Source organism: Thalassovita mediterranea (assembly GCF_001458435.1).
In the GTDB taxonomy this organism is placed as follows: Bacteria; Pseudomonadota; Alphaproteobacteria; order Rhodobacterales; family Rhodobacteraceae; genus Thalassobius; species Thalassobius mediterraneus.
Map to the genome: position 1 here is coordinate 1 of NZ_CYSF01000001.1, position 14,676 is coordinate 14,676.

General features: G+C 59.4%; 18 protein-coding genes. 8 read left to right on the forward strand and 10 right to left on the reverse strand.

The window, feature by feature from the left end:
- The first annotated feature begins 122 nt into the window (after positions 1–122).
- Positions 123–368, forward strand: coding sequence for a hypothetical protein (locus TM5383_RS00005; RefSeq protein ID WP_058316998.1), 246 nt, complete (start codon positions 123–125; stop codon positions 366–368).
- Between the two features lie 97 nt (positions 369–465).
- The gene (locus tag TM5383_RS00010; protein ID WP_058316999.1) at positions 466–711 is read left to right on the forward strand and encodes a hypothetical protein; all 246 of its coding nucleotides are present in this window, start codon (positions 466–468) and stop codon (positions 709–711) included.
- Between the two features lie 92 nt (positions 712–803).
- Here the strand turns inward: TM5383_RS00010 and TM5383_RS00015 are convergent, their stop codons facing one another.
- Positions 804–1,799: a glucokinase gene (locus TM5383_RS00015; RefSeq protein ID WP_082645348.1), complete on the reverse strand. Its 996-nt coding sequence runs from the start codon at positions 1,797–1,799 to the stop codon at positions 804–806.
- 150 nt (positions 1,800–1,949) lie between these two features.
- Here TM5383_RS00015 and TM5383_RS00020 point away from each other — a divergent pair, with 150 nt between their 5' ends.
- Positions 1,950–2,831: a heparin lyase I family protein gene (locus TM5383_RS00020; RefSeq protein ID WP_058317001.1), complete on the forward strand. Its 882-nt coding sequence runs from the start codon at positions 1,950–1,952 to the stop codon at positions 2,829–2,831.
- A gap of 72 nt (positions 2,832–2,903) precedes the next feature.
- Here TM5383_RS00020 and TM5383_RS00025 read toward each other — a convergent pair whose 3' ends face one another.
- A complete protein-coding gene (locus TM5383_RS00025; RefSeq protein WP_058317002.1) occupies positions 2,904–3,599 on the reverse strand; it encodes a glutathione S-transferase N-terminal domain-containing protein in 696 nt (231 codons plus the stop codon).
- Between the two features lie 210 nt (positions 3,600–3,809).
- Positions 3,810–4,346, reverse strand: a complete 537-nt coding sequence (locus TM5383_RS00030; RefSeq protein ID WP_058317003.1) for a peroxiredoxin-like family protein — start codon at positions 4,344–4,346, stop codon at positions 3,810–3,812.
- A 123-nt stretch (positions 4,347–4,469) separates the two neighbouring features.
- On the opposite strand from TM5383_RS00030, the gene TM5383_RS00035 reads away from it, so the two are divergent.
- A complete protein-coding gene (locus tag TM5383_RS00035) occupies positions 4,470–5,201 on the forward strand; it encodes a helix-turn-helix transcriptional regulator (RefSeq protein ID WP_058317004.1) in 732 nt (243 codons plus the stop codon).
- A gap of 28 nt (positions 5,202–5,229) precedes the next feature.
- Here the strand turns inward: TM5383_RS00035 and ald are convergent, their stop codons facing one another.
- The gene (gene ald / locus TM5383_RS00040) at positions 5,230–6,345 is read right to left on the reverse strand and encodes an alanine dehydrogenase (protein WP_058317005.1); all 1,116 of its coding nucleotides are present in this window, start codon (positions 6,343–6,345) and stop codon (positions 5,230–5,232) included.
- A gap of 144 nt (positions 6,346–6,489) precedes the next feature.
- On the opposite strand from ald, the gene TM5383_RS00045 reads away from it, so the two are divergent.
- Positions 6,490–6,948, forward strand: coding sequence for an Lrp/AsnC family transcriptional regulator (locus TM5383_RS00045; RefSeq protein WP_058317006.1), 459 nt, complete (start codon positions 6,490–6,492; stop codon positions 6,946–6,948).
- Positions 6,949–7,045: 97 nt separating this feature from the next.
- Here TM5383_RS00045 and rpsU read toward each other — a convergent pair whose 3' ends face one another.
- On the reverse strand, positions 7,046–7,252 hold the full coding sequence (gene rpsU, locus TM5383_RS00050; RefSeq protein WP_043871123.1) for a 30S ribosomal protein S21: 207 nt from the start codon (positions 7,250–7,252) through the stop codon (positions 7,046–7,048).
- A gap of 129 nt (positions 7,253–7,381) precedes the next feature.
- On the opposite strand from rpsU, the gene TM5383_RS00055 reads away from it, so the two are divergent.
- Positions 7,382–8,065, forward strand: coding sequence for a COQ9 family protein (locus tag TM5383_RS00055; RefSeq protein ID WP_058317007.1), 684 nt, complete (start codon positions 7,382–7,384; stop codon positions 8,063–8,065).
- 43 nt (positions 8,066–8,108) lie between these two features.
- On the forward strand, positions 8,109–9,089 hold the full coding sequence (locus TM5383_RS00060; protein ID WP_058317008.1) for an NAD(P)H-quinone oxidoreductase: 981 nt from the start codon (positions 8,109–8,111) through the stop codon (positions 9,087–9,089).
- A 60-nt stretch (positions 9,090–9,149) separates the two neighbouring features.
- Here the strand turns inward: TM5383_RS00060 and TM5383_RS00065 are convergent, their stop codons facing one another.
- The gene (locus TM5383_RS00065) at positions 9,150–9,737 is read right to left on the reverse strand and encodes a ribonuclease T2 family protein (protein ID WP_231724984.1); all 588 of its coding nucleotides are present in this window, start codon (positions 9,735–9,737) and stop codon (positions 9,150–9,152) included.
- A gap of 215 nt (positions 9,738–9,952) precedes the next feature.
- Here TM5383_RS00065 and TM5383_RS00070 point away from each other — a divergent pair, with 215 nt between their 5' ends.
- Positions 9,953–10,699: a DUF1013 domain-containing protein gene (locus tag TM5383_RS00070; protein WP_058317010.1), complete on the forward strand. Its 747-nt coding sequence runs from the start codon at positions 9,953–9,955 to the stop codon at positions 10,697–10,699.
- A gap of 87 nt (positions 10,700–10,786) precedes the next feature.
- Here TM5383_RS00070 and recR read toward each other — a convergent pair whose 3' ends face one another.
- The 4 genes from recR to TM5383_RS00090 all read right to left on the reverse strand — a co-directional run bounded on the left by recR (position 10,787) and on the right by TM5383_RS00090 (position 14,588).
- Positions 10,787–11,386 carry a recombination mediator RecR gene (gene recR / locus TM5383_RS00075; protein ID WP_058317011.1) on the reverse strand — a complete coding sequence of 200 codons (600 nt, stop codon included), beginning with the start codon at positions 11,384–11,386 and terminating at the stop codon, positions 10,787–10,789.
- Between the two features lie 106 nt (positions 11,387–11,492).
- Positions 11,493–11,837: a YbaB/EbfC family nucleoid-associated protein gene (locus tag TM5383_RS00080; RefSeq protein ID WP_058317012.1), complete on the reverse strand. Its 345-nt coding sequence runs from the start codon at positions 11,835–11,837 to the stop codon at positions 11,493–11,495.
- A 92-nt stretch (positions 11,838–11,929) separates the two neighbouring features.
- Positions 11,930–12,778, reverse strand: coding sequence for a PhzF family phenazine biosynthesis protein (locus TM5383_RS00085; protein WP_058317013.1), 849 nt, complete (start codon positions 12,776–12,778; stop codon positions 11,930–11,932).
- 7 nt (positions 12,779–12,785) lie between these two features.
- Positions 12,786–14,588: a DNA polymerase III subunit gamma/tau gene (locus TM5383_RS00090; RefSeq protein WP_058317014.1), complete on the reverse strand. Its 1,803-nt coding sequence runs from the start codon at positions 14,586–14,588 to the stop codon at positions 12,786–12,788.
- Positions 14,589–14,676 lie beyond the last annotated feature (88 nt).

The window sequence follows — 14,676 nt, forward strand, 5'->3', positions numbered from 1 at the left end:
CACCCCGATCCGCCCCCAGTTTGTTTGGTGTCAAACGGACAAACACACAGTCCAACACACTGACACACACCAACGATCACCTCCCCGATCGACCCCGCAAACCTGACTTAGGAGTTAAAAGCATGAACCGTATCGTAACCGCATCCGCCGCCGCCCTGATCGCCCTGACCGGTGCTGCTTCCGCAATGACCGCTGACGTGTCGGGCTACGACGCCGCTCAGATCCGCGCCTTCGCCCCGAACATCGACCTGAGCCTGGTTGACGCCGACGCCGTCAAGAAAGCCGCTTCGGTCATCGAGAACCTGGAAGACGACGACGCGTCGTTCGCCCAGATCCAGAACAGCGTGCGCCACGTTCTGACCAAGTAAATCCCTCGGGGGCTGAGAGGCCACAACGGCCTCGCTCCTTCCCAAAGGCACCATCCTCCCCATCGTGCCACACAAAACTGACTTAGGAGTTAACAACATGAACCGTATCGTAACCGCATCCGCCGCCGCCCTGATCGCCCTGACCGGTGCTGCTTCTGCAATGACCTCTGACGTATCGGGCTACGACGCCGCCCAGATCCGCGCATTTGCCCCGAACATCGACCTGAGCCTGGTTGATGCCGACGCCGTCAAGAAAGCCGCTTCGGTCATCGAGAACCTGGAAGACGACGACGCGTCCTTTGCCCAGATCCAGAACAGCGTGCGCCACGTTCTGACCAAGTAAGCAATACCCCCCAGGATCCCTTGCGATCCCATCACTCACGGAAAGCCAGCCCCCATGGGACTGGCTTTTTTTGTGGGTGATGCTGGACGATGTCAGTTGCGCTGTGCCAGCCGTTGACGGGCGAAAGCGCGCGCGCCGTCGAGGCCGAAATTGCCGGAATTCAACAAGTAGAGGCCCAACTGTCCCCGTTTGTCGCTAAAGCGGCCACCGGCGCGGACGTCATTCACAAAATCGCTGTCAAAGAGCCAGGGATTTTTCATTGCGACCCCGCCCACCAGAAACACTGCCCCAGCACCAAAAGTGAGAGCAAAATCGCCACTGGCCTGAGCGAGGTGGGATTTGAAAAGTGCAATGGTCTGGGTGGCAAAAGGATCGGTGTCATCTCGCGCTGTTGCCATCAATGTCGGCGCATCAGGTGCGGTGCCGATGCTGCCATGGGTGATGGCCACCGCTTGATAGAGATAGGGTAGGCCAGTGCCGCTGAGTAGGGCTTCGGCCTCGGCCACAAGGGTGTCTTTGAAAAATACCTCGGGCCAGAGGGTGCGTAGGGCATCGAAAATCGCAACCTCAGAAGCGTAGCGCGGGCCTATACCGATGTGGCCGCCTTCGCCGGGGATCGAAGTATACCCATCAGCTGTAAAAGCCAATGCACCGACCCCAAGGCCCGTGCCGGGACCAATCACAAGGCGTGTACCGTCGGGCGGTGTTGCCGGCCCCTGAAGGTGGATGAGGTCGTTAGGCGCCGGTGCATGGGTCGCCCAAGCCGCGGCAGCGAAGTCGTTAATAATGTAAGCCTCTGCCGCGCCGGTGGCAGTGCGTAGATCGGCGCCGCAAAGTGTTTGCTGCGCATTGGTCAGGGTGACACGATTGTCGGCAACGGGGCCAGCTGCAGCGACAACGATGATTTCTGGCCGTGTGGTTTGGGCAGACGCAAATTCCTTGATGAGGTTCAGCAGGGCGCCATCGCTCTTGGTGGAGTACTGTGCCTGATCTGTTTTGTGATCACCATGATAGGCGGCCAGCCGGACGTTGGTGCCGCCGATGTCTGCAACAATATAGCTGTAATCAGGCATTGCGGTATCTTTCATGCATAGTAGGGGCAGGGCTTTATGTTTGCGCTACCATTTTGGCGGTTTGTGAACAAGTTTGTTCTGTCTGGTAAGGGTAATTAGCATTGTCGATAGAAGGAAGCGGTGTCTATGTTTTGGTATAGTGTGCCGATGTTGGAGTGTTGAGGAATGCGAAATTGGTTGGCTGTGGTCTTTTGTGGGTTGGCTGCAGGGGCGCAGGCTGAGGGGGGCGATGCGGGTTCCATTCTGTCACACGTGCAGATCGAGGCCCTGTCGCATTCTGCGCCGTATCGTTTTGCAGAGGTGGACACCCCAACCCGTCGTGGAAAGATCGCTCAGCGGTTTGAGATACGGCACGGCGATTGCGGGGCGTCGCGGAACTGGGATGACTGCTCTTCGGATCGTGGACGGGTGGAAATGAAAGAAACCCCCAAGAATGTCATATCGGTTCCAGATCAAGGCGTGTGGTATGGCTATTCGATGCTGATCCCTGCAGATTTTGTCAGCCTTGGGCGGGCAAATACAGTGCTGGGACAGGTCAAGGCCGAAGGTTGGGGATCCCCGATGTGGTCGCTGACGTTTAATGACAAATCCTATCTGAACTTTCCGGATCAACAGAAATGTCGACTGGGCGCATTGACGGATTGGGTGGGGCGTTGGGTGGATTTGACGATTTATGCAAACTACAGTTCAGAAGGGCAGGGCCCGTTCTTTGAGCTTTATAAGGATGGGCAGGTGCTGTGCAGCCGTGACACCCCGTTTGTACCTGCCGAGCTGCGCGATAGACCGCTAAAGCTGGGGCTGAAATATGGCGTCTATAGCAGCTACGTGAGCCGGTACCTGGCGCAGCATGGGCGGATCCCGCAGGCAGTCGCTGTGCAAGAACAGAGCAAGGATGCGCGCAGCCCGTCGCAGACGCCGTTTATCTATGACTGGGGCGTGCAGTTGCCCACGCATGTGATTTATTATGATGAAATGCGGTTTGGCACATCGCGGCAGGATGTTGATGTCCGTTTGTTGGAACAACGTGGTGTGCCGCCAGTAGATTGACCCCCTGTGGGGAGCATCGACATTTGGGAACGGGTGGGCTTGGCGCCCACCCGAATTGGTTTGGCGCGGCGTTTAGGGGCGCGGCGGGATGTTTTTGGCACGCTGCACGGCGGGACGGGCGTTGAAACGGTCCAGATAGGCGACAACGTTGGTGAACTCGGCAAAACCAAGAGCGTCTTTGGTGCCGTACATTTCCAGCGCGTTCAGCCACGGGCCGATGGCCATGTCTGCGATGGAATAGTCGCCAACAACCCAATCCTTGCCTTCCAGCGCGCCGTTTAGCACGTTCAGCAGGCGCTTGCCTTCGTTCAGGAAGCGTTCACGGGGACGGGGATCTTCGATCTGTGCACCTGCGAATTTGGTGAAGTAGCCCAGCTGGCCAAACATCGGGCCAAGGCCACCCATTTGCCACATCAGCCACTGCAGGGTTTCGGCGCGTTTGGCAGGATCGGTGGACAGGAACTTGCCCGATTTTTCCGCCAGATAGATCAGGATCGCACCGGATTCGAACACGGTGACCGGCTCACCGTCCACGGTGGGATCGATCAGTGCAGGGATCTTGTTGTTGGGGCTCAGCGACAGGAATTCCGGGCTGCGTACATCAGAATCGGCCAGCGTCACGGTGTGCGGCTCATAGGCCAGACCGCTTTCTTCCAGCATCAGCGACACTTTGATGCCGTTCGGGGTCGGGAAGGAGTAGAGCTGTATCACAGACGGATCTTTGGCGGGCCAGCGGTTGTTGATCGGATAGTCGGCGGGGAAGGTCATGTTAGCGCTCCAATAAATATCGTTGAGAGGAAGATAGGGGCTTTGCCGCAAAGCAAAAGAGGGCAAGCTGTGCAAAAGACGCATCCTCTCTGTGCGCCAATGGATGTTGGTCAATATTCCACAAGAAGCTGAAAAGGTGGAACAATCGTTCAAACGCCAAATGCGCCCACTGTTTTAGTCGGCGCATCTGCATTTTGGTGTGATGTCTGCTTAGACGGCGCCAGTGTACTCGCCGCGGGCGGGGTAGTTGTTGGCGATGGCGAAGTCCACCGCGCCCAACAGTTCCGAGAAATGGGGGCGTACAAATGGCATGGTCTGAACGGAACCGTAGAACAGGGTCTGCTGTTCGCTGACCAGGAACAGACCAGGCTCGGAGAACAGTGCAGGCTCTTCGATGCCGATGGAGGTTTTGCCGCGCGACGTGGAGATGTAGAGACCCCATTCTTTGGCAACGGTCAGCGGCAGATCGTAGGCGAATTTGATCTTGGTGCTTTTGATCTTGTCTGCCATCGTGCGGGTGCGCTCTTCACCGTCAGAGCTGACAGCAACGCAATCAATGCCGCGCTCTGCGAACTTATCGGCCAGTTTCTCTAGCTCGGTCAGGTAGTTCGCACACAGCGGGCAGTGCAGGCCGCGATAAAAGCAGACAAGCGTGCCACGCTCGGTGGTCTGGCTGGACAGGTCAAAATCACCGTGGTCCAGCGTGGGCAGGGAAAGGTTCGGCGTTTTCTGGCGGGGCATCAGCATGAGTGTTTTCCTTTCTGGCCCGTGAGTGGTGGGCAACAGGGATTGACGTTGGATACCTGTATCGTGCAATTTTGCATCGGAAAAATCCGAATAAACCGATTTAAACACCGAAAGGCCGCAGTTATGGATCGTCTTAACGCTCTGATGGAACGGTTCGAGATGGATATTGAACCTGCTGCGCCCGAGGCAGCGAATCTGCTGATCTTGGGGGATGAGGTGGGCCAGCCTTGTCATGTGGTCCTGCGGGGGCAACCTGACGGGCGCTGTGGGGATAGGGTGGTGTTTGCGGCGCGCGTCAGCTGGGGTGGGATTGCCAACCCATTGATGCAGGCGCTGCCAGCGGCGGTGGAGATGCCGTTAAAAGACAGTCCTGAACTGGTAGGGTTGATCGCATTTCTGCAGGCCGAAATTGAGGGCAACCATTGTGGTGGCCCTACGGTGCAACGTCGTCTGGGAGAAGTTCTGATGGTACGCTTATTACGCCATCAGATCAGTCGCGGCAGCACAGAACCGGGAGTGCTGGCAGGGCTGTCCGATCTGCGTGTGGCGCGGGCGCTTGTTGCTATCCATGATCGCCCTGGCCACGGTTGGACAAACGCGGACCTGGCCCAAGAGGCTGGATTGTCACTTAGTCGGTTTTCAGAACTGTTCGCCGCGGCCGTTGGCATGACCCCTATGGCCTATCTGCGGCATTGGCGATTGACGGTCGCCCATCAGGATCTGGTGCGCGGCGATAGGGTGGAACAGGTGGCGCGGCGTTATGGCTACGGATCTAGCGAAGGGTTCAGTCGCGCGTTTCGCGCACGCTTTGGGGTTAATCCGGTCGCGATGCGTCAGCCCCGCGCGGCAGCCTAATACAGGCCGCCGCGAAGGGCCTTTGGGTTTACTTGATCAGCAGCTGAGGCGAGGTCACGTCGATCCCCAGTGCCTTGCCGACCGCGTAGTAGGTCAGTTTGCCCGCGTGGACGTTCAGGCCGTTCAGCAGGTGTTCGTCGTCCGCGCAGGCCTGTTTCCAGCCTTTGTTGGCCAGCGCCATCATGAAGGGCATGGTCGCATTCCCCAGCGCGATGGTCGACGTGCGCGCAACCGCGCCCGGCATGTTGGCAACGCAGTAGTGCATGATACCATCCACGTCATAGATCGGATCCGCATGGGTCGTCGCGCGTGAGGTTTCAAAGCAGCCGCCTTGGTCAATCGCCACATCCACCAGTGCCGCACCCGGCTTCATTTCGCCCAGTTGTTCGCGGCTGATCAATTTCGGCGCAGCGGCACCGGGGATCAGCACTGCGCCGACAACCATATCGGCCTGACGGACCAGTTCCGCGGTGTTGCCCTTGGACGCGTAGGCGGTCTTGAACTCGGACCGGAAAGCATCGTCCAGATAGCGCAGACGCGGCAGCGACATGTCCTGAACGGTCACATCTGCGCCCATGCCAGCGGCCACACGGGCAGCCTGCGTGCCAACAACACCGCCGCCGATGATCACCACATTGGCAGGCGACACACCGGGCACGCCACCCATCAGAACGCCACGGCCGCCGTTGGCCTTTTGCAGGGTCCATGCGCCCACCTGCGGTGCCAATTTGCCCGCAACTTCGGACATCGGGGCCAGCAGCGGCAGACCGCCGTTGCGATCGGTTACGGTTTCATAGGCAATCGCCGTACAGCCCGAAGCAATCAGGTCATGGGTTTGGTCGGGATCGGGCGCAAGGTGCAGGTAGGTGAACAGCAGTTGGCCTTCGCGCAGCATTTTACGCTCGACCGCTTGGGGTTCTTTGACCTTCACGATCATCTCAGCAGTGGCAAAGATTTCCTCTGCCGTGTCCACGATTGCCGCGCCTGCCGCAGTATAGTCCGCGTCGGTGAAACCCGCACCAAGGCCTGCACCCGCTTCGATCATCACCTGATGACCTGCGGCGACCGCTTCACGCGCGGCGTTGGGCGTCATACCGACGCGGAATTCCTGTGGTTTGATCTCTTTGGGGCATCCGATTTTCATTGCGCATCTCCTCAATGGCAGCGATTTCCTAGTTTTTATTTTGCCTGTTTTTTGTGCAAATCGGTTCGAAACACTGGTGTGTTTGACGTTGGGTCAGAAAGTATCTACGAAGAATTGGTAAATTTACCGAAGGATTTTGCGCAAATGACACTCGATGCGACAGATCGCCGTATTCTAACCGTGCTTCAGCGCAAGGGGCGTATGTCGAACGCGGACTTGTCCGAGGCGGTGAACCTCTCGGCCTCGGCCTGTCACCGTCGGGTGCAGCGGCTGGAGGCGGACGGGTATATCCGTGACTACGTCGCGCTTCTGGACCCGCGCAAGATTGGGGTGTCGACCACGGTGTTTGTAGAAATCACCCTGCAGGGGCAGGCGGATGAGGTGCTAGAGGCCTTTGAAAAAGCGGTGGCGCGTATTCCTGATGTGCTGGAATGTCACCTGATGGCAGGGTCAGCGGATTATCTGTTGAAGGTGGTTGCCGAAAGCACCGAAGATTTCGCGCGCATCCACCGCCAGCATCTGGCGCGTCTGCCCGGCGTGGCGCAGATGCAGTCCAGCTTTGCCCTGCGGACGGTGTTCAAAACCACGGCGCTGCCGGTGTGATCGCACGACAGTCTGATTTAAATAAAAACCCCCGGGCGCGAACGACCGGGGGTTCTAACTTATCCGTTCAAAAGCTCAAAGCCTTTGAGAGAAGATCTTAGAGCAGACCCTCGCGCTGGGCTTTCTTGCGTGCCAGTTTGCGGGCACGACGTACGGCTTCAGCTTTCTCGCGCGCTTTTTTGACGGACGGCTTCTCGAAATGCTGCTTGAGCTTCATTTCGCGGAAGACACCTTCGCGCTGGAGCTTTTTCTTCAGAGCGCGGAGCGCCTGATCGACGTTGTTGTCACGAACAGAAACCTGCATGTGGTTTTCACCACCTTTCTAGTTAAGTTGCATGAAGTTGCAGGAGGTGGTCCTTTAGCAAGGAACGCGCTATCTGTCTAGGGTGCCCACGCCCATTACCAATGTGGTGCTTTGCGAAAGGATGACAGCATGACTGAGACCCGCGATGTAAAGGCTGACCTGTTGGAAGCAGCACTGATGCATGTGCCGTTTGACGGGTGGAGTGATGCAACCTGGGACGCAACGCTGGCGGATGTGGATGTGAATCCTGTGGTGGCCAATGCCCTGTGCCCGCGCGGGGCTGTTGATCTGGCGGTGGCTTATCATCAGGCAGGCGATGCGGCTATGCTGGCCCGTCTGGCAGAGGCCGATCTGGCGGACATGCGGTTCCGTGATCGCATTGCAGCGGCTGTGCGGTTCCGGCTGGAAGCTGTTGAGGATAAAGAGCTTGTCCGTCGTGGCATGACCTTATTTGCCCTGCCGCAATACGCGGCAGAGGGCACGCGGCTGGTCTGGGGCACTGTTGATCAGATCTGGACCGCATTGGGCGACACGTCGGATGATGTGAACTGGTACACCAAACGCGCCACCCTGTCGGGGGTCTACACGACCACACTGCTCTATTGGTTGGGCGATGAGAGTGAGGATCACGCCGCGACGTGGGAGTTTCTGGATCGCCGTATCGACAATGTCATGCAGTTCGAAAAACTGAAGGCAGGCGTGCGTGATAATAAATTGCTGTCCGGTGTGTTGAAGGGGCCGTTGTCGATCCTTGATCGAATCAGTGCCCCATCTGCAGCGCGGTCTGATTTGCCCGGGCGTCATAGCAGCTGACAGCCTTAAGAATTCCAAAAAACAAACAACAAGGGAGGACAGCATGGCTGATACAATGCGCGCTGTCGAAATTACCGAGGCCGGTGGGCCGGATGTGTTGAAAACCTGTAATCGGCCCATGCCCATTGCCGCCCCTGGTGAGGTGGTGATCAAGGTAGCCTATGCCGGTGTGAACCGCCCCGATGCGCTGCAACGCGCGGGCCTTTATGCGCCGCCGCCCACTGCCAGCGATCTGCCGGGGCTGGAGGCATCGGGCGAGGTTGTGGCGCTGGGCGAGGGTGTTAGCGACCTGTCGATCGGCGATCAGGTCTGTGCCCTGCTGCCCGGTGGTGGCTACGCGGAATATGTGGCGACACCTGCCGCCCACTGTCTGCCCGTGCCAGAGGGGATGAGCCTGAAACAGGCCGCGTGTCTGCCGGAAACATTCTTCACCGTATGGTCCAATGTGTTCCAGCGTGGCGGGCTTAAGGCGGGGGAACGCTTCCTTGTGCATGGCGGTGCTTCTGGCATCGGCACGACCGCGATCCAACTGGCCAGTGCGCTAGGCGCCCGTGTGTTCACCACCGTGGGCACGCAGGAAAAGGCCGCTGCCTGTGCCGCCTTGGGGGCAGAGCGGACCATTGTTTACCGCGACGAGGATTTCGTCGACATCATGCGCGCCGAAGGCGGTGCGAACTTGATCCTCGACATGGTGGGTGGCCTTTATATCCCGCGCAACATCCGTTCACTGGCGGATGAGGGGCGTTTGGTGCAGATCGCGTTTCTGCAAGGGCCGAAGGTTGAGTTGAACTTCGCTCAGGTCATGCTGCGCCGTCTGACGATCACTGGCTCTACCCTGCGCCCGCAAAGCGATCTGGCCAAGGCTGGTATTGCGGCGGAGCTGCGCGAAAACGTTTGGCCGTTGCTGTCTGCGGGCCGTATCGCGCCGGTGATGGATAGCGAATATGCGCTTGAGGATGCCAGCGCTGCCCATGCCCATATGGAAAGCAACGCCCATATCGGCAAAATCGTTCTGAAGGTCTGATCGACCCTGAAATCATGGAGGGCGCGACTGGCGCGCCTTCCATACGCTTGTGCATGTTCCTTAGCGTACCGGATCCAGCAGCGCGTCTTTCATCTGGCAGTCGCGCACCACATCCTGTCCACAGGGCACCGGATCCAGATCCTTGGACAGGCACACCCGCACCTCTTGGATACGGCCGGATCGGCAGGTCACGGTGACCATATCCGGTTCAAAGGCGGGGTTTGCCTTCAGGAACGCCTCTTCGACCACGCGGGCGGGTAGCTTCACCGACTTTTCCAACTTGCGGAACACTTCTGGGCGGGTCACGCGGCCATAGGCCTCCCGCGACAGATCGTAGTAGGCGCGGGCGGACAGGCCGCTGCAGGTGCCGTGCTTTTTCCATTGATGCCAGGCCAGACCGGGGGTGCCCATGATATCGGCCATCTCTGCGGTCATTTGGCGGCTGGGATGGCGTTCCACCGTGGGGCAATAGGCGGGCCAGCCGCGATGAAACTGTGGCCAGACCCCGTGCAGAACCCAACCGAAGTCGGCAGCATCGTCACATTGTGGCGACTGGCGCGCATCGCCCTCCAGCGCGCACCATGTGGGCGACCAGCTGAGTGCCATGACGTAATAGTCAAACTCCCCCGACCGTTCGCCATCGGCCATGACAGCGGGGGCGCTTAGGCCGACCGCGAGGGCGGTGGTCAGACCGCATAGAGCGGCGACAGTTCGGCGCAGCAGGGCAAAACGCATTCTCTCTTTCCTTATCACTTGCAAAAGACTATACAGGGGCCAAGTTCCCCCAAAAAGGTGATCCGTTCCGAAAATCGGGACAGCCTGCTTTCAGGCGCCGGGGAAGTTGTAAGTTAAGGAGACATGCAATGTCCAAGCCGATTATGGCCAAAGCCACCGCTGTCTGGCTGATCGACAACACCACGATCAGCTTCAAGCAGATCGCCGATTTTGTCGGCATGCACGAGCTGGAAATTCAAGGCATCGCTGATGGCGATGTTGCCCCCGGCGTGAAGGGGTTTGATCCCGTCACCAACAACCAGCTGACGCAAGAAGAGATTGATGCAGCCGAAAAGAACCCGCTGCACAAACTGAAGCTGAAGTTTAACGCCGCCGCCGTGGGCGAGGAAAAGCGCCGTGGTCCGCGTTACACCCCGCTGTCCAAGCGTCAGGACCGTCCGGCGTCGATCTACTGGTTGGTGAAATTCCACCCCGAACTGGCAGATTCGCAGATCGCTAAGCTGGTGGGCACCACCAAGCCGACCATTCAGGCGATTCGTGAACGCACCCACTGGAACATCGCCAACATTCAGCCGGTTGATCCGGTGGCGCTGGGCCTGTGTAAGCAGTCCGAACTGGACGCTGCCGTTCAGAAAGCCGTCGCCAAGAAAGCTGCCGAAGGCGGCGTGATGAGCGATGATGAACGCCGCAAGCTGGTCAGCACCGAACAGTCGCTGGCCATGGAAGAAGAGGCGCCGAAAATCCCGACCGCGATCGAAGGTCTGGAAACCTTCAGCCTCGGCGGGGATGAGCCCGAAGAGAAAGAAGAAGAGATTATCGACGCGGATAGCTTCTTCAACCTGCCGGGCGGCTCGGACGACGACGAACAGCCCTAAGGCTGCGCCCCTTTGGCATAAAAAATTGAAAACCCCGGTGGCACGTCGCCCCGGGGTTTTTCTATGCCTGCTATCAGGTGTGGGGGATTAGATCTGGCGTCGTGCGTTCAACGCCGCGGTGATCGTGCCTTCGTCCAGATAGTCCAGCTCGCCCCCAATCGGCACACCCTGCGCCAGCGAGGTTAGCGTGACCCGCCCTTCCAGCTGATCCGCGATGTAATGGGCGGTGGTTTGGCCGTCGATTGTGGCGTTCAGCGCCAGAATAACTTCGGTTACGTTTTCAGACGTCACGCGGTCCACCAATTGCGGGATGCGCAATTCCTCTGGCCCAACAGCGTCCAGCGCCGACAGGGTGCCGCCCAGAACGTGATAGCGGCCCTTGAACACAGCCGCCCGTTCCATCGCCCACAGATCGGCTACATCCTCTACCACGCAGAGGATGCCATTGCCGCGCGCCTCATTGGCGCAGATATCGCAAACGTCCGCCGTGCCGACATTGCCGCAGTTCAGGCATTCGCGCGCGGTTTCGGCGACCCGCTGCATTTGATCGGCCAGCGGGGTCAGCAGGATCGACCGTTTGCGGATCATGTGCAGCACTGCGCGCCGCGCCGAACGGGGGCCAAGGCCAGGCAGTTTTGCCAGCAGCTCAATCAGCGTGTCGATGTCTTTGGGGGCGTGGTCAGTCATAGGGGGACGATACGCTGGGCGCTGGCCGTTGAACAGGGCAATGCGTGGGGCGGATACGAAAAAGGGCCCGCGCCTGCGGACCCTTCGGTAACCTATGGTGCTGGGATCAGAACGGCAGTTTGACGTCCGCAGGCAGGCCCAGACCTTCGGTCAGTTTGGACATTTCTTCCTGCGCCTTGGCGGTTGCCTTGGTCTGTGCGTCCTTGATCGCGGCAAGGATCAGGTCCTCCACCACTTCTTTTTCATCGGGGTGGAAGATCGACGGATCGATGTCCAGACCGTTCAGAATACCTTTGGCGGTGCAGCTGGCCTTGACCAGACCGGCGCCGGATTCGCCGATAACGGTCATGTTTGCCAGTTCCTCTTGCAGGTCGGCCATTTTGCCCTGCATTTCCTGTGCTTTTTTCATCATCTTGGCCATATCGCCAAGACCGCCGAGACCTTTGAGCATGGGTATCTCCTGAGAAGTTGTTGGCCCCTAGATACGGACTGGTGGACGTTGCGGCAAGTGCTGGGTTGCAGCAAGCGCAGTCAAAGTCGCTGTTAGAGCGTGACCTGACCATCAATCAGCACGTTGACCGCACCACCAATCAGCACCTCATCGCCCCGTTTGCGGTAGCTGACCCGTCCGGGGCGGTTGATCGCGGTACCCTGCGCCACGGTCATCTGGTCGGGCAGGCGATCCGTGGCGGCCAGCCAGTGCGCAATGGCGGCGTTGAGGGATCCGGTGATCGGATCCTCTACCATCCCGCTGGAGGGGGCGATGTTGCGGACCTCATAGGCACAGGGTGCGTTCGTGGGATGAGCACCGATGAGTGACAGGCCCGCGTGATCGGGCGAATGGGTCAGGCTGGCGTTTACCGCCAACACCTGCCCGGCGTCGTGCAGTTCAAACAGGTTCCACGCTGGCCCGTTGTTGAGGCAAATGGTGTTTTTGACCCAAGCGGGATCAATCTGCATCGCCGCGATCAAACGGTCGCGCTCTGCTTCTGGCATCGGGATGATTTCGGTTGGTGGGGCGACAAAGGCGGGGTGTTTGGCGCTTAGGTCCACCTCAACCAAACCGATATCGCATTCCTGCATTAACCGCCCGGCATCGCGCGGCACACCGCCACAATGCAGCCAGCTGATCGCGCTGCCCAGTGTCGGATGACCGGCAAAGCGCATTTCTTTGGCGGGGGTAAAAATCCTCACGCGGTAATCCGCTGCGGGATCCTCGGGGGGCAGCAGAAAGGTGGTTTCCGCAAGATTGGTCCAAGCGGCGAAATCCTGCATCTGCTGGGTGCTGAGCCCATCGGCATCCACCACGACCGCCAGCCCATTGCCCTTGGCCGGCTGATCGCAGAACACATCGACCTGCAGAAAACGGCGTGGGCGTGGACGTGGGGACATCACAGGCTCACTCCTCCTCGAAGGGATCCCATTCGTCCTCAACCTCTTGCAGCGCGTCTTCTTGCGCTTGGGCGGCCAGTTCTTCGGGGGTGCGGATCTTGGTGATGCGCGACTGGGGGAAGGACGCGCGGATGGCCTGCATCATCGGGTGTGCCTCTGCCTCGGCCTTGAGGGCGTTTAGCTTGGCGTTGCGTTTTTCATCGATGGTCTCAGCGCCGCCTTCATTGACCAATGTGATCACCCAGCGGCTGCCGGTCCAGCTTTGTAGCGCTTGGCCCAAACGGCTGGCCAGATCCTGCGGGGCGTCTGATGTGGGCTGATAGGCAATGCGGCCCGGCTGATAGTTGGCCAGTCGCATATAGGTTTCCACCTGCACCAGCAGCTTCATATCGCGGCGTTCGCGGATCAGTTCGACCACATGTTCAAAGGTCGGGTAGCGGGCCAGCGCGTTTTGCACGTCCTGCGCCAAAGCCGCCTGCGGTCCCCCACTGCCCATCGGGCCACCACCCATCGGGGCGCCACCCATGGGCGCACCTTGGGCATTGGTCATGCCGCCACCCATGCCGCCCTGTGCCTGCGGTGCATAACTGCCACCACCACCGCTCGGACCCATCGGGGCGCCACCGCCTGGCATTGGCGGAGGTGTGGCATCCTTCAGCCGTTTGACCAATTCCTCTGGGCTGGGCAGGTCGGCCACATGGGTCAGGCGGATCACAGCCATTTCGGCGGCCATCATCGCGTTGGGGGCGCTGGCGACTTCATCCAGTGCTTTCAGCAACATCTGCCACATGCGGGTCATGGATCGCATCGGCAGTGCCTCTGCCATCGCTTGCCCACGTGCGCGTTCATCTGGGCTGACGGTGGGATCTTCTGCTGCTTCGGGCGTGATTTTCACCACGGAAATCCAATGGGTGATCTCTGCCAGATCGCGCAGCACCGCCATTGGGTCTGCACCATCGGCGTATTGCGATCCCAATTCGGTCAGAGCGGCTGCCGCGTCGCCCTTCATGATCATATCATAAAGGTCCAGAACCCGGCCGCGATCGGCCAGACCCAGCATGGCACGCACCTGATCGGCGCTGGTTTCACCCGCCCCGTGGCTGATCGCCTGATCCAGTAGCGAGGTTGCGTCACGCGCAGACCCTTCGGCGGCGCGGGTGATCAAGGCCAGCGCGTCATCGCTGATCTGCGCGTTTTCAGCGCCAGCGATTTTGCGTAAGAGCCCGATCATCTGTTCCGGTTCAATCCGGCGCAGGTCAAAGCGCTGACAACGGCTGAGGACGGTGACCGGTACCTTGCGAATTTCGGTGGTGGCAAAGATGAACTTCACATGCGCTGGCGGTTCTTCCAGCGTTTTGAGCAGCGCGTTGAAGGCGCTGGTCGAAAGCATGTGAACCTCATCGATGATGTAGATTTTATAGCGGGCCGAGGCCGCGCGATAATGGACCGAGTCGATGATTTCGCGGATGTCATTCACACCGGTGCGCGATGCGGCGTCCATTTCCATTACATCAACATGGCGACCTTCCATGATCGCGGTGCAATGTTCGCACTGGCCACAGGGTTCGGTGGTCGGTCCGCCGGTGCCGTCGGGGCCGATACAGTTCATCCCCTTGGCAATGATCCGCGCGGTGGTGGTTTTGCCGATGCCGCGAATGCCCGTCATCACAAAGGCCTGCGCGATCCGGTCCGCCTCAAACGCATTTTTCAGCGTGCGCACCATCGCATCCTGTCCCACCAGATCGGCAAAGGTTTCCGGACGGTATTTGCGGGCCAGCACCTGATAGGCGGGGGTATTGGTGTCGCTCATGTCGGCCTTTCACGGGTGGCTTGCGGCGGTCGCATTGGACGCGCGGATTCGTCTGCCGCTTAGGGTAGGCCAAGGGCGCTGGCGCGTC